At 41.1% G+C, this 23,504-nt stretch carries 21 protein-coding genes, 1 tRNA gene and 1 pseudogene; 18 read left to right on the top strand and 5 right to left on the bottom strand.

The window, feature by feature from the left end:
* Positions 1–7: 7 nt before the first annotated feature.
* From gatA to AC3WR0_RS19525, 7 genes and pseudogenes are all read left to right on the top strand, one after another.
* Positions 8–1,453 (top strand): Asp-tRNA(Asn)/Glu-tRNA(Gln) amidotransferase subunit GatA, encoded by a 1,446-nt coding sequence (gatA, locus tag AC3WR0_RS19555; protein WP_492553884.1) that lies wholly within the window; start codon positions 8–10, stop codon positions 1,451–1,453.
* 12 nt (positions 1,454–1,465) lie between these two features.
* On the top strand, positions 1,466–2,896 hold the full coding sequence (gatB, locus tag AC3WR0_RS19550) for an Asp-tRNA(Asn)/Glu-tRNA(Gln) amidotransferase subunit GatB (RefSeq protein ID WP_492553883.1): 1,431 nt from the start codon (positions 1,466–1,468) through the stop codon (positions 2,894–2,896).
* A gap of 211 nt (positions 2,897–3,107) precedes the next feature.
* A tRNA-Pro gene (locus AC3WR0_RS19545) sits at positions 3,108–3,181 on the top strand.
* A 394-nt stretch (positions 3,182–3,575) separates the two neighbouring features.
* Positions 3,576–5,066, top strand: coding sequence for a glycerol kinase GlpK (glpK, locus tag AC3WR0_RS19540; RefSeq protein ID WP_492553882.1), 1,491 nt, complete (start codon positions 3,576–3,578; stop codon positions 5,064–5,066).
* Between the two features lie 161 nt (positions 5,067–5,227).
* Positions 5,228–6,892, top strand: a complete 1,665-nt coding sequence (locus AC3WR0_RS19535; RefSeq protein ID WP_492553881.1) for a glycerol-3-phosphate dehydrogenase/oxidase — start codon at positions 5,228–5,230, stop codon at positions 6,890–6,892.
* A gap of 245 nt (positions 6,893–7,137) precedes the next feature.
* A pseudogene (locus AC3WR0_RS19530) lies at positions 7,138–7,394 on the top strand (transposase zinc-binding domain-containing protein); the annotation flags it as partial.
* 254 nt (positions 7,395–7,648) lie between these two features.
* Positions 7,649–7,957 carry an MGMT family protein gene (locus tag AC3WR0_RS19525; RefSeq protein ID WP_492553880.1) on the top strand — a complete coding sequence of 103 codons (309 nt, stop codon included), beginning with the start codon at positions 7,649–7,651 and terminating at the stop codon, positions 7,955–7,957.
* 144 nt (positions 7,958–8,101) lie between these two features.
* On the opposite strand, the gene AC3WR0_RS19520 is transcribed toward AC3WR0_RS19525, so the two are convergent.
* A complete protein-coding gene (locus AC3WR0_RS19520; protein WP_492553879.1) occupies positions 8,102–8,713 on the bottom strand; it encodes an alpha/beta hydrolase in 612 nt (203 codons plus the stop codon).
* Between the two features lie 271 nt (positions 8,714–8,984).
* Positions 8,985–10,463 carry a sodium/proline symporter PutP gene (putP, locus tag AC3WR0_RS19515; protein ID WP_492553878.1) on the bottom strand — a complete coding sequence of 493 codons (1,479 nt, stop codon included), beginning with the start codon at positions 10,461–10,463 and terminating at the stop codon, positions 8,985–8,987.
* Positions 10,464–10,686: 223 nt separating this feature from the next.
* Here putP and AC3WR0_RS19510 point away from each other — a divergent pair, with 223 nt between their 5' ends.
* Together AC3WR0_RS19510 and AC3WR0_RS19505 are read left to right on the top strand one after the other, a co-directional pair.
* The gene (locus AC3WR0_RS19510; RefSeq protein ID WP_492553877.1) at positions 10,687–11,064 is read left to right on the top strand and encodes a thioredoxin family protein; all 378 of its coding nucleotides are present in this window, start codon (positions 10,687–10,689) and stop codon (positions 11,062–11,064) included.
* Positions 11,065–11,074: 10 nt separating this feature from the next.
* Entirely contained in the window at positions 11,075–11,242 is a 168-nt protein-coding gene (locus AC3WR0_RS19505) for a hypothetical protein (protein WP_492553876.1), read from the top strand.
* Between the two features lie 44 nt (positions 11,243–11,286).
* On the opposite strand, the gene plsY is transcribed toward AC3WR0_RS19505, so the two are convergent.
* A complete protein-coding gene (plsY, locus tag AC3WR0_RS19500) occupies positions 11,287–11,904 on the bottom strand; it encodes a glycerol-3-phosphate 1-O-acyltransferase PlsY (protein WP_492553875.1) in 618 nt (205 codons plus the stop codon).
* Positions 11,905–12,343: 439 nt separating this feature from the next.
* Here plsY and AC3WR0_RS19495 point away from each other — a divergent pair, with 439 nt between their 5' ends.
* Entirely contained in the window at positions 12,344–13,117 is a 774-nt protein-coding gene (locus tag AC3WR0_RS19495) for a class I SAM-dependent methyltransferase (RefSeq protein WP_492553874.1), read from the top strand.
* Between the two features lie 335 nt (positions 13,118–13,452).
* Here the strand turns inward: AC3WR0_RS19495 and AC3WR0_RS19490 are convergent, their stop codons facing one another.
* A complete protein-coding gene (locus AC3WR0_RS19490; protein ID WP_492553873.1) occupies positions 13,453–13,896 on the bottom strand; it encodes an Lrp/AsnC family transcriptional regulator in 444 nt (147 codons plus the stop codon).
* 120 nt (positions 13,897–14,016) lie between these two features.
* Here AC3WR0_RS19490 and AC3WR0_RS19485 point away from each other — a divergent pair, with 120 nt between their 5' ends.
* From AC3WR0_RS19485 to AC3WR0_RS19460, 6 genes are all read left to right on the top strand, one after another.
* The gene (locus AC3WR0_RS19485) at positions 14,017–14,496 is read left to right on the top strand and encodes a carboxymuconolactone decarboxylase family protein (RefSeq protein WP_492553872.1); all 480 of its coding nucleotides are present in this window, start codon (positions 14,017–14,019) and stop codon (positions 14,494–14,496) included.
* Complete coding sequence (locus tag AC3WR0_RS19480; RefSeq protein WP_492553871.1) at positions 14,496–15,041, top strand: cysteine hydrolase family protein; 546 nt, start codon at positions 14,496–14,498, stop codon at positions 15,039–15,041. Before AC3WR0_RS19485 ends, AC3WR0_RS19480 begins: the two co-directional genes overlap by 1 nt.
* 90 nt (positions 15,042–15,131) lie before the next feature.
* The gene (locus tag AC3WR0_RS19475; protein WP_492553870.1) at positions 15,132–15,644 is read left to right on the top strand and encodes a DUF3231 family protein; all 513 of its coding nucleotides are present in this window, start codon (positions 15,132–15,134) and stop codon (positions 15,642–15,644) included.
* 230 nt (positions 15,645–15,874) lie between these two features.
* Positions 15,875–16,816 (top strand): diacylglycerol kinase, encoded by a 942-nt coding sequence (locus tag AC3WR0_RS19470; RefSeq protein WP_492553869.1) that lies wholly within the window; start codon positions 15,875–15,877, stop codon positions 16,814–16,816.
* A gap of 369 nt (positions 16,817–17,185) precedes the next feature.
* Complete coding sequence (locus AC3WR0_RS19465) at positions 17,186–17,737, top strand: cysteine hydrolase family protein (RefSeq protein ID WP_492553868.1); 552 nt, start codon at positions 17,186–17,188, stop codon at positions 17,735–17,737.
* A gap of 63 nt (positions 17,738–17,800) precedes the next feature.
* The gene (locus AC3WR0_RS19460) at positions 17,801–19,270 is read left to right on the top strand and encodes a nicotinate phosphoribosyltransferase (protein ID WP_492553867.1); all 1,470 of its coding nucleotides are present in this window, start codon (positions 17,801–17,803) and stop codon (positions 19,268–19,270) included.
* Positions 19,271–19,344: 74 nt separating this feature from the next.
* Here AC3WR0_RS19460 and AC3WR0_RS19455 read toward each other — a convergent pair whose 3' ends face one another.
* Complete coding sequence (locus tag AC3WR0_RS19455; RefSeq protein WP_492553866.1) at positions 19,345–21,078, bottom strand: methyl-accepting chemotaxis protein; 1,734 nt, start codon at positions 21,076–21,078, stop codon at positions 19,345–19,347.
* A 151-nt stretch (positions 21,079–21,229) separates the two neighbouring features.
* Between AC3WR0_RS19455 and rlmD the strand changes: the two genes are divergently transcribed.
* Positions 21,230–22,600, top strand: coding sequence for a 23S rRNA (uracil(1939)-C(5))-methyltransferase RlmD (gene rlmD / locus AC3WR0_RS19450; RefSeq protein ID WP_492553865.1), 1,371 nt, complete (start codon positions 21,230–21,232; stop codon positions 22,598–22,600).
* Between the two features lie 183 nt (positions 22,601–22,783).
* Entirely contained in the window at positions 22,784–23,272 is a 489-nt protein-coding gene (locus tag AC3WR0_RS19445) for a pyridoxamine 5'-phosphate oxidase family protein (protein ID WP_492553864.1), read from the top strand.
* Positions 23,273–23,504: the final 232 nt, after the last annotated feature.

Below are 23,504 nucleotides of genomic sequence, written 5' to 3'. Positions count from 1 at the left end.
GAAAGCAGTGGGTTTATTTGAACAAAGTGCAGCTGATCTGCATGAACTATTACATAAAAAAGAAATCCGAGTTTCAGACCTAGTGGATGAATCCTATAAACGGATCAGCGCGGTCGACTCAAAGGTACAGGCCTTTTTAACACTTGATGAAGAACGTGCAAGAGTATCTGCCAAAGAGTTAGATGGGAAATCACCTCAAGGTTTGCTGGCTGGGTTGCCAATCGGCATTAAGGATAATATTGTTACGAAGAATCTTCGGACAACCTGTGCAAGTAAAATCCTTGGCAGCTTTGATCCAATATATAATGCAACAGTTGTTGAAAAGCTCGAAAAGGCAGGAACCATTACGATCGGAAAATTGAACATGGATGAGTTTGCGATGGGATCTTCCAATGAAAACTCAGCCTTTCAAAAAACACGCAACCCATGGAACCTGGAAACCGTTCCTGGAGGTTCCTCTGGTGGATCGGCGGCAGCTGTGGCTGCTGGAGAAGTACTTTTTTCGCTTGGATCGGATACAGGCGGATCCATCCGCCAGCCAGCCGCCTTTTGTGGAGTGGTTGGGTTGAAGCCTACTTATGGAAGGGTATCCCGTTTTGGGCTTGTAGCATTTGCTTCATCTCTTGACCAAATTGGACCAATTACGCGTACAGTTGAAGATAATGCCTACCTGTTAAAGGCAATTTCCGGATTGGATCCCATGGATTCTACCTCTGCGCCAGTGAATGTTCCTGATTTTTCTGCAGCTTTGACGGGGGATATTAAAGGATTAAAAATTGCTGTTCCTAGGGAATATCTTGGTGAAGGTGTAAGGGAAGCTTCAAGACAGTCCGTTCTGGATGCCTTAAAAGTGCTTGAAGGAATGGGCGCTGTATGGGAGGAAGTCTCTCTCCCTCACTCGAAGTATGCCCTGGCCACTTATTATCTGCTGTCATCGTCCGAAGCGTCCGCCAACCTGGCGAGGTTTGACGGGGTACGTTACGGTTATCGTTCTAGTAATGCAGATAATCTCCTGGATTTATATAAAAACACAAGGGCAGAAGGCTTCGGTGACGAAGTAAAACGGCGGATTATGCTAGGCACCTTTGCTCTGAGTTCTGGTTATTATGACGCCTACTATAAAAAAGCTCAAAAGGTAAGAACATTAATTAAAAAAGACTTTGATGATGTGTTAAGCAAGTATGATGTCATTATTGGGCCAACAACTCCAACTCCTGCTTTTAAAGTTGGAGAAAATACGGAAGACCCTCTGACCATGTATGCGAATGATATTCTGACAATACCAGTTAACCTGGCAGGGGTTCCTGCTATATCCGTTCCATGCGGATTTTCGGAAGGATTGCCTCTTGGATTGCAAATCATAGGAAAACATTTCGATGAAGCTACAGTTTACAGAACTGCTCATGCTTTTGAACAGTCAACAGACTTTTATAAACAAAGACCGGTGTTATAGGGGGTGAAGGAAATGGAATTTGAAACAGTAATTGGTCTCGAGGTTCACGTTGAATTAAAAACAGATTCAAAGATTTTTTCTGCCAGCCCTAACCACTTTGGGGCGGAGCCAAATACAAATGTTACGGTAATTGATCTTGGTTATCCAGGTGTTCTGCCAGTTTTGAATAAAAAGGTAGTTGAATTTGGAATGAAGGCATCAATGGCACTGAATTGTGAGGTTGCCAGCCACACTAAATTTGACCGTAAAAACTATTTTTATCCTGATAATCCTAAAGCCTATCAGATTTCTCAATTTGATAAGCCGATTGGCGAACACGGCTGGATCGAGATTGAAACAGAAAACGGCGGGAAAAAGAGAATCGGCATCACTAGAATCCATTTGGAAGAGGATGCAGGAAAGCTCTCACACGGCAAGGGGTATTCGCTCGTTGATTACAACAGACAAGGAACCCCTCTTATTGAGATAGTTTCTGAGCCGGATATCCGCACCCCGGAGGAAGCGTATGCTTATCTTGAAAAGTTAAAGTCTATTATCCAGTACACAGGTGTATCGGATTGTAAAATGGAAGAGGGATCACTTCGCTGTGATGCGAATATTTCCATACGTCCAGTTGGACAGAAAGAATTCGGTACAAAGACCGAGTTGAAAAACCTGAACTCTTTTAACTTTGTAAAGAGAGGTCTTGAATTCGAGGAAAAGAGACAGCGTGAGGTTGTTCTTTCCGGTGGGAATATTGATCAGGAAACCCGCCGATATGATGAAGCAACTAATTCTACGATTCTCATGAGGGTAAAAGAAGGATCCGATGACTATCGTTATTTTCCGGAACCTGATTTACTCGATCTCTTTATTGATGACGAATGGAAAGCAAGAATACAGGCCGAAATCCCTGAGCTTCCGGATCAACGTCAAAAGCGGTATATGGATGAGCTGGGATTGCCAGCCTATGATGCAGGAGTACTCACAGCTACTAAAGAGATGGCGGACTTTTTTGAAGCCACCGTTGATGCCGGTGCTGAGGCAAAGCAGGCCTCAAACTGGATCATGGGTGAATTATCAGCCTATCTAAACGCTGAACAAAAAGAATTGCAGGACATAAGGCTTAAGCCAGAAGGTCTTGCGGAAATGATTAAGCTTATAGAGAACGGCACCATCTCCAGCAAAATCGCTAAGCAGGTCTTCAAAGAACTATTGGAGGAAGGCGGAAGTGCAGAGGAAATCGTTAAATCCAAAGGACTTGTACAGATTTCCGATGAAGGAGCACTTCTTAAAATTATTGGGGAAATTATCGATGCGAACCCGCAATCTGTTGATGATTTTAAAAGCGGTAAGGGAAAAGCAGCAGGCTTTCTGGTTGGTCAAATCATGAAAGCAACAAAAGGGCAGGCAAATCCTCAGCTTGTAAACAAGCTGTTAAATCAGGAACTGGCTAAAAGGTAATTTATAAAAGCTGTCGAAAAAGTGATGAACTTACTTCGACAGTTTTTTTCTATTTCCCGGGAAAAATAGATGATTAAATCAACTTTAAATCAAAAATTAATCAAACGTTTGATTAAATTTGTGTATGAGGATTTAGATTGAAAATTGTCAGCTTTTGCTTTCAAAAGGGTATTAAAAATGGAAACTGGGCAGTGATATAATTAAATAGTAGCGGGATATAGCTCAGCTTGGCAGAGCACTAGCATGGGGTGCTAGGGGTCGCAGGTTCAATTCCTGTTATCCCGATAAATTATCTAAATCCACTCTCCATTTGACTAAATGGGGGGTGGTTTTTTATAAAGGGAGGAGGATGATAATGGAAGTATTCAGACAGAAAGGCACTTTGGTTTCACCAAACTGTCCGGATGAACCGCTTATTCAGACTAGAAATCCCTCTGGTTTCCCTAAACTGTCCGAATGAACCGCTGATACAGACAGGAAGGTGCTTCGATTTCCCTATACTGTCTGAATGAACCGCCGATTCAGACAGAAAGGTAGAAATGCCATTTTATTTGGTTTCTAATGCATTTGGGGAAAAAGGTAAAATTGCACATGATCCCAAATCTGCTAAGCTGAATAGTTAAGTTAATAGTAAATATTTTTCTAGGTATCTATTAAAATTAGAAATGAGGGACGTATCATGGAAAAGTACATTTTATCTTTGGATCAGGGGACTACAAGCTCTCGGGCCATACTTTTTAATCAAAAAGGAGAAATTTTTCACACTGCGCAAAGAGAATTCACACAGTATTTTCCAAAACCGGGTTGGGTTGAGCATGATGCAAGTGAAATTTGGGGTTCTATTCTAGCCGTTATCGCATCCTGCCTTTCCGAAGCAGATGTAAAACCAGAGCAAGTAGCTGGTATAGGAATTACAAACCAGCGTGAAACAACAGTTGTCTGGGATAAGGAAACAGGTAAACCTATTTACAATGCTATCGTGTGGCAATCACGCCAGACAAGCGGGATTTGTGATGAATTAAAGGCTGCCGGCCATAATGATCTCTTCCGTGAAAAAACAGGTCTCCTTATTGATGCCTATTTCTCCGGTACAAAAGTAAAATGGATTCTTGATAATGTGGAGGGAGCACGGGAAAAAGCTGAAGCGGGAAAACTCCTTTTCGGTACGATCGATACATGGCTTATCTGGAAATTATCTGGAGGGAAAGCGCATGTTACCGATTATACCAACGCTTCCCGGACCCTCATGTTTAATATCTATGACCTTAAATGGGATGACGAGCTGCTTTCAATACTGAATGTGCCAAAGCAAATGCTTCCTGAAGTTCGTCAGTCTTCGGAAGTATATGCTAAGACAGCAGACTATCACTTCTTTGGCCAGGAAGTGCCAATTGCCGGAGCAGCTGGTGACCAGCAAGCAGCATTATTCGGCCAGGCATGTTTCGAGTCTGGGATGGCAAAAAACACATATGGCACTGGCTGTTTTATGCTTATGAATACGGGAGAGAAGCCGGTTCCTTCCAAGCATGGTTTGTTGACTACCATTGCGTGGGGATTGAATGGAAAAGTAGAATATGCACTAGAAGGAAGTATATTTGTTGCTGGTTCTGCAATTCAGTGGCTGCGTGATGGACTAAGAATGTTTAGAAATGCCGCTGACAGTGAGGAATACGCAGCAAGAGTAGAATCTACTGACGGCGTCTACGTTGTTCCTGCATTTGTAGGCCTTGGAACTCCCTATTGGGATAGTGATGTCAGGGGAGCAGTATTCGGCCTTACTCGTGGCACATCCAAGGAGCATTTTGTACGTGCAACTCTTGAATCACTCGCATACCAAACAAAGGATGTATTATCCGCAATGGAATCAGATTCTGGAATCGAATTGAAAACACTGCGTGTGGATGGTGGGGCAGTTAAGAATAATTTCCTAATGGAATTCCAAAGCAATATATTAAATGTTCCTGTTCAACGTCCGCAAATTAATGAAACAACTGCACTTGGTGCTGCATATCTTGCTGGTCTTGCGGTTGGTTTCTGGAGTGGTCAGGAGGAAATTGCAAAACAGTGGGCAATTGATAAATCATTTGATCCTAAAATGGAAGAAGCAACAAGAACCGGCCTCTATGATGGTTGGAAAAAAGCCATCAATGCAACAATGGCATTTAAATAAAAGCTGCATTTTAAATGACAGTACAGTATTGTTATGATATACTTAAATTAAGTTAATAACTGGTTGGAGATTTGGAGAGGCCATGGAAACATTTTGAGAAAAATGTATTCTATGGCCTCTTTTTGTTCTTCTTTCGCTTTACTCTCAGGGGGGATTAAACAATGGACTTTACAAATAATAATCGGGAAGAAATAAAGGAAGCAATGGCTCAAATACATCAGGATGTACTCATTATCGGAGGGGGCATTACTGGAGCTGGCATCGCTTTGGATGCTTCTTCTAGGGGAATGAAAACTGCTCTAGTGGAGATGCAGGACTTTGCTGCGGGTACATCTAGCAGATCAACGAAACTCGTGCACGGAGGATTGCGCTATTTAAAACAACTGCAGGTTGGTGTGGTTGCTGAAGTAGGAAAAGAAAGGGCGATTGTTTATGAAAACGGCCCTCATGTAACAACTCCTGAATGGATGTTATTGCCGTTTCACGAAGGAGGGACATTCGGTAAATACAGCACTTCTCTTGGTTTAAAAGTCTATGATTTTCTGGCAGGAGTAAAAAGATCCGAGCGTAGGAAAATGCTATCAAGAAAAGAAACCCTTGAACGTGCTCCACTTGTAAAAAAAGAAGGTCTTATTGGCGGTGGCTACTATGTGGAATATAGAACTGATGATGCACGTTTAACGATAGAAACAATGAAGGAAGCTGTAAAATTCGGCGCTAAGGCGCTTAATTATGCAAAGGCAGAAGAGCTATTATACGATAACGGGAAGATTACCGGGGTATTGGTCCGTGATCTTTTAACAGATGAAACTTTTAAAATTACAGCGAAAAAAATCGTGAATGCAACAGGGCCATGGGTAGATGATATCCGCGCGAAAGATCATTCAAAAAAAGGGAAGTTCCTTCAATTATCCAAGGGGGTGCACCTTGTGATTGACCAGTCTAAATTCCCTTTAAAGCAGGCAGTTTATTTCGATACTCCAGATGGACGGATGGTATTTGCTATTCCCCGTGAAGGAAAAGCATATGTCGGAACGACAGATACTTTCTATAATGAAGAGACTGCACATCCGCGAATGACGATAGCGGACAGAAGCTATATTATTAATGCCATAAATTATTTGTTCCCAACTGTCCACGTAAAAGAAGAAGATATTGAGTCAAGCTGGGTAGGAGTTCGTCCGCTTATTTTTCAAGAAGGTAAGAACGCTTCGGAAATTTCGAGAAAAGATGAAATTTGGGAGTCACCATCTGGATTAATTACCATCGCAGGCGGTAAACTGACGGGGTACCGTAAAATGGCTGAAAACGTTGTAAATTTGATCGCGAAAAAATTTGTTTCCGAAGGAAATATCCGCTTTTCTGAGTCAAAAACAAAACATCTTCCTTTGTCAGGCGGTGATGTCGGAGGATCAAAAGGTTTTAAATCTTTTGTGGAGAATCAAACGAAAAGGGGGATGGAAGCCGGTTTAACAGAAAATGAGTCCGCAAATATTGCCCGTAAATATGGCTCTAATGCAGAGATCTTGTTTGATATTGCTCGCGATAGGAGACAGGAAGCAAAAAACGTTGGCTTGCCTCTCGGCCTTTTTACTATGCTGGTCTATTCAATTGAGCACGAAATGACAGTTACGCCACTCGATTTTTTCCTAAGAAGAACGGGCCTCCTGTTGTTTTCAATAAATACTGTTAAACAAACAAAAGAAAATGTCATAACCTATATGAGTAGTGTGTTTAGATGGTCTGATGAGGAAAAGGACCGTCTTGTAAATGAGCTAGAAACAGAAATAAAATATGCTGTTGTTCCAGTTGATTTACAAAATTAAGTGTTTAGACAATGTTAATAGTTGAATAGAGAGACAATCTGGAAAATCAGGCTGAGGCCGTTCACTCTCTCAATAATCCAACGCTTTATATTAATGCGCTATTCAACAGACTATTAAGCTCAACCCACCTTTCATTAAAGTGTTTTAGCCGGTTTCTCCTATTGAGAAAACCGGCTTTTTAGAAAGATAAGAAATTATATAATTTTTTTCCACCACAGTCCTTGATACTGTGGTATTTTTTTTGTATGGAAAACAATATTTTAAAACGGATTTTCTTTGATGGAAATCAACATTGGGAAAAATTCAAAAATAAATATAAAAGAAAAATCAGGCCTATCGTCACAAAAGAAGTAGAGAAATTTTGCGATTGCGGAAGTCACAAAAAAGGTCTTAAGCTCTTTGTTTGTGAAGGCTGCCATGACGTTCGGAAAGTTCCTTACCGGTGTAAAGGCGTTTTTGTACAACGTGCTCTGTAGGTGAAAGTGAAGAATGGAGCCGATTATAGTTTTCCAAGTGATTTAAATGGTGAGTATGAAAAATCGATAGAAGAATTTAACGGTTTGTCAGATAAATATAATGAGATGTTAAGAGAATATAACCAAAATTAGATTACATATAAGACAGGTATTAAAAATTTTAACCAGAAAACCAGTGAATATAATGCACTGGCTGAAGAGGCTGAAAACGCCTTGATATTCCTCCCTGGCTTTGGTAAAACATTGAGCTGGAAGATGGTTGAAGGGAAAGTGACATACTTTGGAACGATTTACAGAAAGGGCTATAGCAATTATAAAGGAAATCCCGCCGGGAAAAGTGATGACATATGGACAGGTTGCACACTTTGCAGGAAGCCCAAGAGCAGCAAGACAGGTAGTTCGGATTCTCCATTCAATGAGCAAGAAATATCAGCTGCCCTGGCATCGGGTGGTGAACTCAAAAGGGGAAATTGGCTTGAAAGAGGAAGGCCAGTTCATCCAAAAAATGTCCCTGGAAAGCGAGGGAGTAAAGTTTAAAGGAGATTTAATCAACCTTGAGGTTTACCAGCACTGGCCTGAGATAGATTAAGAATAAAAAGGCACGGAACTCCGTGCCTTTTGTTTTATGTTGGTATACAAGTTTTTAAGGGTTTCTTTTTAAGAATAGTATGTGATGAGTTTATCCAGACATTTAAAGTCAAACTGCCCAAAATCCTCCACTGTATCTCCTATACTAAAAAGCTGAGACCTTCTCTATAATCTCTTTAAGGATATCAATTGATTGGAGAATATCATCATTCTTTTCGAGAGAGTGGTTAACACCCTCAATTAAATGACAATCCAGATTTCCCTTTTTACCGATTACACCATATCTTTCAGGCGAATAATTGGGATCCTCCGTGCCTATATAAACCTGTCCCTTGTTGCCTGCTTCCATTAAAGCTTGATAAACAAAGTCTTCGCTGATTAGCGGGGTGAACCAGATTAGTTTTGCAGAATCAAAGATTGGATTTTTTAGAAGACCAGATAGAGCAATCGTTCCAATTGATTTGGCTGCAATATAGTAATGATCATAGTGGTGCTCGGATAATACTGAATTGACCACTGTTTGTACATCCGCAGTAAATGTTTCATCACTTAGTGATTTGGGATACTTGTAATTAACCTGAAGAACATCAATCCCTCTCGTAAAAAAGCTTCCGGCAGTGTAGTGCAGCAAAGGGGCCTGGGCTGTATATCCGGCCCCAGGAAGGATAATGGCTAAGGTGTCTGACTCTGTTCTCTGCTTGAAAAACGTATAGGGAATCTCTATTGAAGCCTTAACTGTATTACTAATAATCTTCAAATGTATCACTCCTCTTGAAAAAATTATACGATATTTCAGGAAACCCGCTAGATAAATTTGTAAGTTTTTATTAGTGCTAAAAATTGGGCCACCAAAGGGAAAAGGGGTAACTAAAGCTCCTGTATCGTTAACTTAAAAGGTTTAAAGGGAAGGGAGCGAACCAAAAGAGCCCCAATAGTGACCCTTATCAGGTCCCAAAAAAAGAAAAGGAACTAACCTTGCCTCAAAGTAAAAAACTGTGCCGGTGACACTGGCACAGCCTTCCAATATATTATTCGTGTTTTAGTAATCTCACGCTTTCATTGAATTCTTTTTCAATAGCATCATTTTTCTGGTAGGTGAGCATGCTGACAACCACAGCAACAATTAAGTTGAACGCAAAGCCTGGTACGATTTCATAGAGTGTTTTTCCAAGCCCAAGATTGCTCCATAGAATAACCGTTATAGCTCCAACCACCATACCCCAAAGCGCTCCCCATTTGGTGAGCTTTTTCCAATACAAGCTTAGAAGGATGACAGGACCAAAGGAAGCCCCGAATCCGGCCCATGCATAGGCAACAAGATCTAAAATGGTATTGTTTTGCTTAAAAGCTAGTGCAGCGGCAATAAGAGCCACAATTAATACCGCCAGGCGGCCAAGAGTAACCAGTTCTTTGTCTCCGGCATCCTTCTTTACAACCACTTTGTACAAATCCTCTATCAAAGCACTGGAAGTAACAATTAATTGGGAAGATACTGTACTCATAATTGCAGCCAATACAGCAGCCAGAACAAAGCCGGCCACAATTGGATGGAAGAAGATTTGTCCAAGCTGGATAAAGATAGCTTCAGCAGTATCTAATTTATAATGGGTGTTGTTGTGGAAGAAAGCTATCCCAATTAATGCTGTAAAAATCGTACCAATAAGTGAAAAAATCATCCAGCCCATACCGATACGGCGGGCGCTTTTTATTTCCTTAATGGAAGTGATAGCCATAAAGCGAACAATGATATGTGGCTGGCCAAAATACCCGAGTCCCCAGGCCATTGCTGAAACAATTCCTAGGAAACTAGTCCCTTTAAAGAAATCAAGAAGTGTGGGATCAATAGCCCGGATTGTATCAAAGGTTTCCCCAGGGCCACCGGTTTTAAAAATCCCGATGATAGGAACGAGCAGAAGCGCGATAACCATCATTAAGCCTTGGATGAAGTCAGTGTAACTGACAGCAAGAAAGCCGCCGAACAAAGTATAGGCGACAACGACACCGCCTACAATATAAAGTCCCGTATGGTAATCCACGCCAAAGGAGCTTTTGAAAAATACTGCTCCAGAAACCAAACCGGATGAAACATAGAAAGTAAAGAAAATAAGAATAACAATACCGGATACAATTCGCAAAAGCTTTGTATCATCTTTGAATCGGTTTTCAAGGTAACTTGGAATTGTAATTGAATCATTTGCCACCTGGGTATAAGAGCGTAAGCGAGGTGCTAACAATCGCCAGTTAATATAAGCACCAATGGTAAGGCCAATAGCAATCCAAGCTTGGGCAAGACCTTTCGAAAATATTGCTCCAGGCAATCCCATTAGCAGCCATCCGCTCATATCAGCCGCACCTGCACTCAATGCTGTAACGGCAGGGCCTAATGAACGTCCCCCAAGCATGTAGTCCGTGAGATTGCTTGTTTTTCGATAGGAATACCAGCCGATAAAAAGCATTCCGGCCATGTAGATCCCAATCGAAATCATTTGAAGAACCTCATTTGACATATACTTTCCCCCTTTGTCACGATGGAATAGGTTTAAATAATATTAATTTTCTAAAAATGATTCCGCCTTCTTTATTTATATACAATACTAATTTTTCTGTCAATTTTAATATTTTTTTGGAATAGTAATTAGTTATCAAGGTAGTGAAAAGTTTTAAAGATAGCAAATAATTGTAAAAAAGGAAGGGAAAGCGATATCATTTAAATAAAGGAGGAGTGCAAAAATGAGTCTGAATGAATGGTTTCAAAAAGGTATGACAGCAGAAGAATATATCAGCGGAATGTCAAAAAATAAAGAAGAAATGCAATCTATCTACAGACAGTTTGAACTGAACAAAGTGGAGAAGGGGAAGCTTCAAGCTTTCAGGGACAAGGGTTTAAGAGCAATGGTTTTAACAGAGGATTGGTGCGGTGATGCTCTGCTAAATAATCCAATCCTAATGAAGGTGGCAGAGGAAGCCAATATGGAGGTGCGCTTTTTACTGCGCGACCAGAATCTTGAATTGATGGATCAATATTTAACAAACGGAACTTCAAGGGCTATTCCTATTTTTATTTTCATTGATCAGGAAGGTAATGAAGCCGGCGTATGGGGGTCCTAGAGCACCGCAAATGCAGGAAATGGTTGATAAGGGACGGGCAGAGCTTCCTGATAAAGAAGCGCCTGATTTCCAGGAAAAGCAGATGGCTATGTACAGAGGTCTTATGTCCTCTTATTTAACAGAAGAACATATTTGGCGGGCAGTAGCTGCAAGCATCATTAATAACTTATCTAAATGAAAAAAGACCCCGTGGAATGTGAATCCAGCGGGGTCTTAATATCTCTACAAGTTTTTAGGCGGAATTCTATCCTTTTTTAACTTTTTATCATTAATTTTCGGTTCAATGCCAAGAATGAGATTACGAATATTGGATCGGTGTAAATAAAGAAGTAACAAGGAAAAAAGGAGGAATAGTATTTCAAACCCTAAATTTTGCGACCAAAGGGAATAAGCCAGCAGGGAAAACCCTACTGAAATAGATCCCAGAAAAACATACTTTGTTAAAAAGAGGACTGCAAAGAAGGCAAGATAAGCAGCAGAAAACAGCGGAAGGCTGGTGAAAATAAGAGTGCCTGCCGTTGTTGCAATTGCCTTTCCTCCACGGAAGCCGGCAAAAATCGGAAAGCAGTGGCCAACCACCGATGCCATCCCAAAATATAGGGGCTCATATCCGAGGTGAAAAAGAGCGGGCAGGCTTGCGGCAAGTATCCCTTTTCCAACGTCAAAAATCAGTACCACTATCGCAGCTGTTTTTCCGAGAACCCGAAGCGAGTTGGTTGCACCAGGGTTTTGGCTCCCCAGTTCACGAATATCTACATCAAAAGCTATTTTTCCAACAAGAAGACCCGTCGGGAAACTTCCAATCAAATAGGCTGTAAGCAATAATCCCAGGAACATCATTATTATCCCTACTTTCTAAAACAAGCTCTGACAAGAATAAATATATTCATTTGTAATAGGACAATATGCTTTTTTAAAAGGCTCTTTTATAAGAGAATGCAATTTGAAGAAACTGTGAGCAAAAATAGGCGAGTTCTCGAAAATGCTTTTGCACTTCCTTTGTGCGGTGACAACTCGGGATGCCTTTTCGATGCCTTGCGGGAAAAGTAAGCCAGGCGGAGACACTGCAGGTCGTTAGCGACTGAGGATGCGTGCTCCTGCGCCACAGAATATTTGAAGTAGCCAACCTTCAGCTCGTCGCAAAGCTCCAAGTGGCTTTACACAGATGTTTACCAAGAAGTTATTGACAGTCAGTAGCTTGATTGCCCGCGGATAGCGAGTCTGTTTTTACTTTTATTAACAACAAAGTTTACGAAAGCTAAAGAGAGGAGCGAAATAAATGACAAACTTTGGTGAGGTTGCAAAAAGCTATGCAAAGTCAAGAAATGATTTACCGGATAACCTGATAAGCAGTCTTAATGTCCGGGGAATTGAATTAGAGGGGAAAAAAGCAGCGGACATTGGCTGTGGCACAGGGGTCCTAACAAGGAAACTGGCTCAGAGCGGTGCGATTGTAACCGGAGTGGAACCTTCTGAAAAGCTGCTTGAACTGGCAAAGAAAGAAAACAGCGAAATCATTTTTAAAAAGGGAAGTGCTGAAGAGTCAGGACTTGAATCAGGAGTCTATGATATTGTTACGGTTATGCGTGCCTGGCATTGGTTTGACCGCGGGAATACCATTAAGGAAGTGAAAAGGCTTCTTAAGCCAGAAGGTATTCTTATTGTAATAGACTCTGGGTTTTTAATGGGTCATCCTGTGGTGGAAAAAACGTTTGGAGTTATGAGGGAATTTATTAAAGAGATTAAACCGGCAGGGTCTAAGGCTGAATCGAGACAGCGGATTAATGGAGTGCCTGTTGAGTGGTTTGAGGAATGGCGCCAAAGCGGCTTGGAGACAAGCGATTTTTACAGGCTGAAGTATGAAGTAGAGTTTTCAAATTCTGAATGGGTGGAAAGAGTAGCTTCGCTTTCCTATTTGGCTGATTTACCTGAACGGAAGCGAGAGCAGGTTCTGGAAGCACTTAAGGAAGCTCTAGGGAATAAGTGGGGAGAAACGGACCTTCATATTATCGCCCATGATTGCAATATTTGTGTTCTCCAAATGAAAGATTAAGAGAGGGGCCTCCGTGGCCCTATTTTAATGGATAGGAAAGTAAAGTTTTCCGTTTTAAATTGTCTAGCTCCAGCGTCCAGCGAGTTTTCAACCTTGAAAAGCATCTTTGAATATCTTGCATCAAGTATGACCGTAGGTGATACTTGGTGCAGCAAGTGTCCATCCCGCTTCTCCCTACGATAAGTCAACATCGAACTCAAGTGCTCCTGCACCACAGCTTTTTCAAAGAGGCTTATGTTCAGCTCGTCGCAAACCTGCAAGTCGGCTATTCAGAGAAGCCGTTACAGGAAGTTTACTCAGGTAGTAGCTTCGCTGAACGGGCGCTTGCGCTTTTCTTAACTTTCATCTAATAAGCTTTTGTTAATTTCAACCTTTGAGAGAGCAATATGAGTGACTGTTTCTGCATATCCGGTAATCTGATTAATAAAAATCTCAAGATCCTGCAGGGCTTTAACCCTTAATTTAACGATATAGCATGCCCGACCTGCTATACGGTAGCAAAATTCGGCATTTGGATTTTCGGCAATAACCCGGCGGAACTTTTCATACTCTCCCTGTCTCAGCGTTACCTCCATAAAGCAATCTACCCCATAGCCCATCTTTCCATAATCAATTGAAATGGTGTACCCGTTTATAACCCCTTCGCTTTCCATCTTTCGGACCCGCTCTGTAACGGAAGGCGCGGAGAGATTAACTTTTTTGGCCAGCTCCCGCATCGACTGGCGGCTGTTGGCCGAAAGTTCAGCAAGAATCCTTTTATCGGTAGCATCTAAAATCATTTGGAAGGTCACCGCCATATTTATCGTTTTATTTTAAAAGTATTTTCTGAAAAATTGTTTCACGTGAAATACCATTTCTTTTACCAGCATTATACTATAAAAGGGAAAGGATGGGATGAAATGCCAAGAATTTTTTTACCGGAAAAAGGAATGTCCAACTTTGATACTGCACTTTCGCTTGTACCAGAAATAAAAGACCTTTATGACAGGCTTTATCATTTTTTATGGGAAGAGGTTGACCTGCCAAAAGAGGTGAAGGAAAAAGTTCGCCTTCTGCTTGCTAATATCAATGGCTGCCAAACCTGCATGAGCCTTTCCTATACAGGGGATTCTACATGGAACGAGCTAATAAAGGATGCTGTAAATCGCGGTAATTACTCTGGATTATCAGCTTTCGATCAGAAGATGTTCTCCTTTATAACAAAATACCGTTGGGATCCTAAAGGGATAACGGATGAAGAAACCGCCTGGCTGGGAATGCACTTTACCGAAACTCAGATTATCAAACTGTTGGCACTGATTAATTTGTTCGATGGATTCCATAAGATCATTGTAAGCCTTGACCTTTATGATTTTTGTTCAATAGGAGGAAGAAGATAATGAAAAGAGGCCTTTTATTAATAGATATTCAAAACGCTTTTTTAAATCCCTGGTGGGGAGAAAGGAATAATCCTAGAGCTGAACAGAATGCCATAAAGCTTTTGAAAAATTGGCGGAACAAAGGCTGGCCTGTTTTACATGTTCAGCATACCTCTGAAAATCCGGAATCTCTTTTTTATAAAAATGGGCCCGGACACAGCTTTAAAGAAGGGTTTATCCCTATTGATGGCGAGCCGGTCTTTCAAAAGTCAGTCAACAGTGCGTTTATTGGCACTAACCTGAAGGAGTATTTGGATGCAAGAGGAATACAGTCACTGGTTATAGTCGGTCTTACAACTCCCCATTGTGTTTCTACCAGTACCAGGATGGCAGGGAATTATGGATACGAGGTTTATTTAGTTGCAGATGCTACAGCTGCTTTTGAACTTAAAGGGCCGAATGGTATCCGGTTTGACCCACAAACGATTCACGACACAGAGCTTGCTATCCTAAACGGCGAATTTGCAAAAGTAACAACAACAAAAGACATACTGAATACACTCTAGACAATGCATATCTTTTGGAAAATGCCCGCAAACTATAAACTGTGGTCCTTTTAAGGAGCTGCGTTTGAATATAGTTTGAGGAGTGTAAGCATGGGAATTTTAAGTGGAAATCCAAAAAATGAACCCCTTCATTACGGTGAGGTCTTTGGGATTTGGAGCTATCTGTCTACATCCAAAATGTGCAGAGCTGGATACCAAACTGTTCTTAATCATGCTGGTGATGGTGATTTGAAAAAATTGATTGAGGAAGCAATTGGCGGACTTAGTCATGAAATCAGCCAGACAGAGCAGCTTTTGAAAGAAAATGGCGTCGGCCTTCCGCCAACTCCGCCAGATCGCCCGGCGGCAGACCTGGAGAGTATTCCTGCAGGTGCAAGAATCTTGGATCCTGAAATTAGTGCCGGAGTATCTATGGATATTGCCGCTGGCCTTGTAGGCTGCAGTACGATCATTGGTCAATCCGTTAGAGAAGATGTGGCAATAATGTTCGGCCAATTCCATACGGCAAAAGCCATGCTTGGAGCGAAATTTCTAAGGCTTAATAAAGAAAAGGGCTGGCTAGTACCGCCGCCACTTCATCTGAATTCACCAGGAAAAGAATAAGCTTAAGCTAAACGATTAAGAAAGTCTTCCGCCGGAATTTTCAGCCGGCGGATTTTCCTTTTTTGCAAAAAAAGAGTATGATAGTAAACGGGTTTTTAAAAGGGAATAATATATTTTATGTCTTGTGGAGCATTGCAGGAAGTCTCCCTATGAGATAAGATAATAATTGGAAGAATATGCAATTGACCAGGCATCCAATGAATAATATATCGATAATAGGATGATGAAATGTGAAAAGAGCAAGAATTATTTACAATCCAACATCGGGCCGGGAGGCATTTAAGCGCAAGCTTCCTGAGGTTCTGCAAAGGCTTGAAGAAGCAGGTTATGAAACATCCTGCCATGCAACAACCGGAGCAGGTGATGCTACTGATGCTGCAAAAATAGCGGTTGAACGCCATTATGACATTGTTATCGCAGCAGGTGGGGACGGAACCATTCATGAAGTGGTTAACGGCCTGGCAGAACAGGAGTACCGTCCAAGAATCGGGATTATTCCAATGGGAACAACCAATGACTTTGCACGTGCTCTTCAAATTCCAAGGGATATTGAAGGAGCAGTGGATATTATCGTTAAAGGTGATACCATTCCAGTGGATATAGGAAAAATTAATGAAAAATATTTTATAAATATTGCAGGTGGAGGCAGAATTACGGAGCTTACATACGAGGTGCCGAGCAAGCTAAAGACCATGCTTGGCCAACTTGCCTATTATTTAAAAGGGATGGAGATGCTGCCGTCCATTAAAGCTTCTAACGTCAGAATTGAGTACGATGGAAAGCTGTTTGAAGGGGAAGCGATGCTTTTTCTTGTGGGACTGACCAACTCAATCGGCGGATTTGAAAAATTGGCGCCAGATGCATCAATCAACGATGGACTTTTTTCTTTACTCATTTTGAAAAAAATTAATTTGGCTGATTTTATCCGAATTGCTACTCTTGCAATCCGCGGCGAGCATGTTAATGATGAGAATGTGATCTATACACAAGCCAATAGAATTAAAGTAAGCACAAGTGAATCTGTTCAGCTTAATCTTGACGGTGAATTCGGCGGGTTTCTGCCTACTGAGTTCGAAAACCTTTACCGCCATCTGGAGGTATTTGTTCCAATCGAAGATATCAGGCCGCTCGATAAGCCAACTGACTGGGTGCCAGGTACAAGATACAGCTAAAAAAAGAAATGCAAGGCCCGTTCTGCTATAGAACGGGTTTTTTGTATGATAGTTGGTAATCGAAAAACTCATCTAAATAGGAAAAATCTTTTTAGTCTTAAATATGGATAAAAACACATTGATAAAATTAAAAAGGTCAACGTAAAACCCAAAACCATAGCGGAAGAACTGAAATCTAATGATAGGTCCGCGAATAATATCTATACCGCAATTGTCCTTGATCAGAAATCAATCACACTGCCGAAGGGAAGAAATTGTTAAAAGCGCATATGCTTTAAAAGGAAATATTTATATAAATAGAGAATTAAATGGTATAATGACACCATTCAAGACAGGGTACATATTTACTGCGGATAAGGGGGATTTAGTTTGGAAAAACGGGCTTTAATCAACATTGATTATACATTCGATTTTGTTGCAGATGCAGGGGCGCTCACATGCGGTGAACCAGGGCAGGCTATTGAAAAAAAGATTGTGGAACTGACAGAAGAGTTTATTAAAAATGGAGATTATACGGTTTTTGCCATTGATGTCCATGACAAAGGTGACGAATACCATCCGGAAACCAAACTGTTTCCGCCTCATAATATTCGAGGTACCAGCGGACGAGATTTATTTGGTGAATTGCAGCCTCTTTATGATGCTAACAAGCATCTTCCAAATGTACACTACATCGATAAGACCAGATATTCAGCATTTGCCGGAACAGACCTTGAAATTAAGCTGAGAGAGCGCGGAATTATCGAGGTGCACCTTGTTGGAGTCTGTACAGATATTTGTGTTCTTCATACAGCCGTAGATGCTTATAATAAGGGCTTTAAGATCGTTGTATATAAAGATGCAGTAGCTTCTTTTAACCTTCCTGGCCATGACTGGGCACTGGGTCATTTCGAGCAATCGCTCGGCGCGGTGGTTAAATAGGCTAATTAATGTTAAAATGGGTTAAAATGTTGAAAAACCTGGTTAGCATTCTGGAGGTCAGTCATGAAACATATATACTCGGACGATAGTTTTACCTTACATACGGATTTATATCAAATCAATATGGTAGAGACCTATTGGAGAGACGGAATCCATAATAGAAAATCAGTCTTTGAACTCTTTTTCCGCAAGCTGCCGTTCGGAAACGGCTACGCTGTGTTTGCCGGCCTGGAAAGAGTAATTCAATATATAAAAGATTTCCGTTTTACGGAAGATGATATTCATTATTTAAGAGATGAACTCGGCTACAAGGAAGATTTTTTAGAATATCTGAAGGATCTTCGCTTCACCGGAAGTATCCGCTCCATGAAGGAAGGCGAGCTTGTTTTTGGAAACGAGCCAATCCTTCGAGTTGATGCTCCCCTTGCCGAGGCACAGCTTGTTGAAACGGCTTTGCTAAACATTGTGAATTACCAAACATTGATTGCAACCAAAGCCTCACGCATTAAGCAGGTTGTTGGAGACGCTGTTGCAATGGAATTTGGGACACGCCGGGCTCAGGAAATGGACGCAGCTATTTGGGGAACACGCGCAGCTTATCTTGCTGGTTTTCAGGCAACGAGTAATGTGAGGGCAGGTAAGCTCTTCAATATTCCTGTTGCCGGTACGCATGCCCATGCAATGGTGCAGGCCTATAGGGATGAGTACCAGGCATTCAAAAAATATGCGGAAAGCCATAAGGACTGTGTTTTCCTTGTTGATACCTATGACACTCTTCATTCCGGAGTGGTAAATGCAATTAAAGTAGCCGATGAAATGGGCGATAAAATCAACTTTAAAGGAATCCGCCTCGATAGTGGAGACCTTGCTTATCTTTCAAAGGAATCACGCAAAATACTAGATGCAGCCGGATACAAGGATGCTATGATCGTAGCATCAAGTGATTTGGACGAGTATACCATCTTAAACCTTAAGTCCCAGGGTGCTAAAATTGACAGCTGGGGAGTCGGTACAAAACTAATCACTGCTTATGACCAGGCAGCTCTTGGAGCCGTCTATAAATTAGTTTCGATCGAAAGTGAGAAGGGAGAAATGGAGGATACGATTAAAATTTCCTCCAATCCTGAAAAAGTCACAACACCGGGCTTGAAGAAAATTTACCGGATCATCAATAATGTTAATCATCATGCAGAAGGGGACTATATCGCCCTGGAAAACGAAGTGCTTCCTGAAAAGCGTCTGAGAATGTTCCACCCAACGCATACTTATATTAACAAGGTTGTTACGAATTTCACTGCAAGGGAACTGCATGAGAATATTTTCGAGAATGGCGAGCTTGTCTATGAAATTCCTTGCCTTGAAGAATCAAGGGAATACCTGAAGGCGAATTTAGATTCACTTTGGGATGAATACAAGCGAACCATGAATCCGGAGGAATATCCAGTTGACCTCAGCAAAACCTGCTGGGAAAACAAAATGCGCAACATCGAAGAAGTAAAAGAAAAAGTAGATGCAATGAAAAGCGAAGATTAATCAAAAGCTGACCTGAATGGGTCAGCTTTTTGTTTTAAAAAAGCATGAAGCCCTGGCTTCATGCTTTTCGGCAATTAATTGAATTTCTCAATCGAGCCTTCGAGTTTGGTTGATAATGTTTTCAAAGCAGTTGCGAGATTGGAAAGGTCCGTAATAGCATCTGCCTGTTTGTCAGTTGCTGCGGCTGCTTCCTTTGATATACTCGCCGTCACTTGCAAGGAATTTGAAAACTCTTCCATAGAAGAGGAAATCTCCTCTGAGCTTGCAGACATTTCCTCAGTTATGGCTGAAACTTCCTGGATTTCTCCGCTCACAGATTCCACGGCACTAAGGACATGGGAGAAGGTTTCGCCAGTTAAGTGGATAGACTGAGTTCCCTGTTCCACATCTTCAGCACTTTGATTCATAGATTTAACAGCAGTAGAAATCGTTTGCTGGAAATGATTTATAAGTTCGGATATCCTTGTTGCTGAATTCTTGGACTCTTCCGCAAGCTTCCTTACTTCTTGTGCTACAACGGCAAAGCCTTTACCATGCTCACCCGCTCTCGCAGATTCAATAGCAGCATTTAAAGCAAGTAAATTTGTTTGTTCAGCAATACCTGAAATCAAATTAATAATCGTCTGGATTTCTCCTGCCTGGTGACCAAGGTTTCTTACCATGTCAGTTGAATGGTGAACGGAATTTTTAATACCTTCTATAAGAGAAATGATGCCCCCCAGTTCATTAAATCCATCTTTAGCCTGCTCTGTTACCCGAATAGAGGACTCATTCACTTCAAGAGCAGCTTCTGCAATCCGGTTGATACCCAAAGCCATTTCTTCTATTGTTCTCGCAGATTGAGTGCTAGTTTCCATTTGTGTTTCAGTTCCGGCTGCAACATGCTGAATTCCCTGGACAACCTGCGAAGTGGATGAATTGATATCCTCCATTTTTAATTCTATTTCTTTAGAAGCTGCCAAAAGCTCGGTAGATGATCTTTTAATCTCCTCTACGATCCGGATGGTAGTGGTGGTCATATCTTTAAACGATTTAACTAATACAGGAATTTCATCTTTACCTTTAGTCTTAATACCATTTGCAGTTTCTAAAGCCTGATAAAGCTGACCGGTTGCCATTTCACCTGATGCCTGGCTAATTGTGAAGAGGGGCTGAAGCTTTCTTTTTAAATACCAATTTAAAAATCCAACAGTCAACAGTATCATTAGTGCAATTAATCCGGCAGTTAAAGGCAGAACCTTCAAATTTACTTGATTTGTAATCGCGCCTACTTTGCGAGCGTCAATATCTATGCCCAGTGTACCAATTACCTTATTGTTTTTATCTTTGATAGGAACAAAAGCACTTAAATAATCTCCGTACGTTTTGTCCTGAACCACCGGTGTGTTAGAAGTTTGCCCTTTTAGAGTCGGTACAATATCTTCGTATGTTGTAGTAGATGTTGTATCCCAAATATTACTTGCCATTTTCGAGCCTCGGGGCTGGCCGTCGATAAGAATATGAACAGATTTATCCTCTTTTAGGCCGATAGTATAAACATAGAGAGCACCTGTTTCTTTACGGATTCGGTTTAATTGGTTTCGAATCTCCCAATACGTTTTCGTTTTTGAGGTATCTGATAAAAATTTCTCGTACTTATTAGGATCAATGTTTTTTGAAATACTTTTGGCGGTTTCAACACTGAAATTGGCAACAGAGCTTTCTACAGAATCAGAATTGCTTTTAATGATGATACCCACTGTCCCTAGCAGAATGATAATCATCGCAATCGAGATGACAAGGGAAATTTTACTGCTTAACTTCTTCATAGTCTTCACCAGCTGTCTATAAATTTTGGTATTTACACTATAATGTATATCGACATATTACTTCTTAATTTTTAGAGTGTTTCGCCCCTTTCGCATTGTTTTTTCTTTTATGTTAAAATCCTTTTATCCAATCAGGAAAAGGAAGTAGAAAATGACTAGAACCATTCCAGTTCAAAAAAATGATTATATAGAAGCTGTTTTTGAGGATTTGACCCACGATGGTGCAGGTGTTGCCAAGGTTGATGGCTATCCGGTTTTCGTTCCGGGAGGACTGCCAGGAGAAAGGGCTAAAATTAAAATTATAAAAGTTAATAAGGGCTATGCGGCAGGCAAGCTAATTGAAATCCTTGAGAGAAGCCACTTTCGCGTAGAGATTTCGAGCGAAAATGCTCATAAATACGGAGGCTGTCAAATCCAGCATATCAGCTATGAAGGACAGCTGAAGTATAAGGAGAACATGGTGAAACAGGTTCTTACCCGAATCGGGAAGCTCAAGGATGTAAAGATCCATCCTATATTGGGGATGGAAGAGCCATGGCATTATCGGAACAAGGCGCAGGTTCCAGTCGGAGAGAAGGATGGAAAGCTGATTGCAGGGTTCTTTAAACCGCGGAGCCATGAAATCGTCGATACAGATGAAAGCTTAATCCAGATTCGTGAAGTGAATGAGGCCATTCAGGCTGTAAAAAATATAGCTGACAAGCTTGGTATTCCTGCTTACCACGAAGAGTCTCATAAAGGTGTACTTCGCCATATTATGGGCCGTTACGGAAAACAAACTGGTGAGCTAATGGTTGTTCTGGTTACCAGAACACCTGATATTCCGAATAAGAATCAACTGGTGGAACAAATTATAGAGCGTCTTCCTCATGTGAAATCTATCGTTCATAACGTTAACTCCAAGCGGACCAATGTTATTATGGGAGATAAAACAACCGTCCTTTGGGGAAATGAAGTAATCTACGACTATATAGGAAACGTCCGCTTTGCTATTTCCGCACGTTCCTTTTATCAGGTAAACCCGGACCAAACAAAGGTACTTTATGAAAAGGCCCTTGAATATGCAGAGCTGAGTGGAGAAGAAAGTGTAATTGATGCTTATTGCGGAATCGGAACCATCTCGTTGTTTTTGGCCCAAAAAGCGAAGCAAGTATTTGGAGTTGAAATCGTGCCGCAGGCTATAGAAGACGCTCGCCGAAACGCAGAATTGAACAGAATCGAAAACGCCGAATTTGCAGTGGGAGAAGCCGAGGTTGTCATTCCTAATTGGTACAAGGAAGGAAACACAGCTGATGTCCTCGTCGTCGACCCGCCACGCAAAGGCTGCGATGAAGCATTGCTCCAGACCATCATTGAAATGAAACCTAAAAAAGTCGTTTATGTATCCTGCAATCCAGCTACCCTTGCAAGGGATCTTCGTATCCTTGAAGACGGAGGATATAAAACAATTGAGGTTCAGCCTGTGGACATGTTCCCGCAAACCACACATGTTGAGTGTGTAACGCAGCTGATATTAAAATAGACAAAAGAATAATCAATAAAATAGTGCCTGTTACTCCCCCATCTTTGTTGTGTTGTTTCGATAGAATTCTGGGAGTGACAGGCATTTTCATTTAAATGCAACGTAGTTTTAGTGATCCGCCAGCCAGAATAAAAGTTGGTGTAAAGGGTAGTATACCTTTGTAAACTTTAATGAGGTGGTGGAATGTCTAACATGATGAAACAAGAAGAAATGGAAACATTAAGAGAGTTAATCAAAGATGTAGACACGGCCATGTTGACTACGGTAACTGAAGAAGGTCTAGTTTCCCGTCCTATGAAAACACAAGAAGTAGAGTTTGATGGTGACTTATGGTTTTTCACTAAAAAAGAGACTAATAAATATGAGGAAATTTTAAATGATCAGGATGTTAATGTGGCTTATGCCGGTAAATCTTATGTTTCCGTCCGTGGAAGAGCGGAGATTGTAGAGGATTTAAACAAGAAAAAGGAATTGTGGAGCAAAGCTTATGAAAAAATTATGCAAACTTCCTATGATGACTCTAGTGTTATCTTGATAAAGGTAAAGGCAGAAGCAGCCGAATATTGGGAAACCGGTAATTTTGTAAAGAAAGTCGCCTTTATGTACCAACGCATGACAGGGCAAAACTCCGAATCGGCAGATGTTAATAAAACGGTTGAATTGGATGAATAACAGTAATGCTCTGTTAAACCATCCATTAAAATTGCTCTTTTAAAGTAGTCTTAGTTAATAAACCCACCAACATTTCCTTGTGTTGTCAATTGCAGTCCAAGCGCGTTAAAGCAGTAGCGAAAATGGAACTACAATATAACGTCAAAATAAATTCTGATGATTAACATAGAGGGAAAATGCAAGAGGAAATGGAAGAATTTGAAGGGTGGGAGCAGGAATCCCATCCTTTTTT

The sequence above is a fragment of the Neobacillus sp. FW104-15D2 genome (assembly GCF_058790155.1).
The sequence above is the reverse complement of the archived record's forward strand: the minus strand, read 5'-3'. Positions and strand labels throughout refer to the sequence as shown.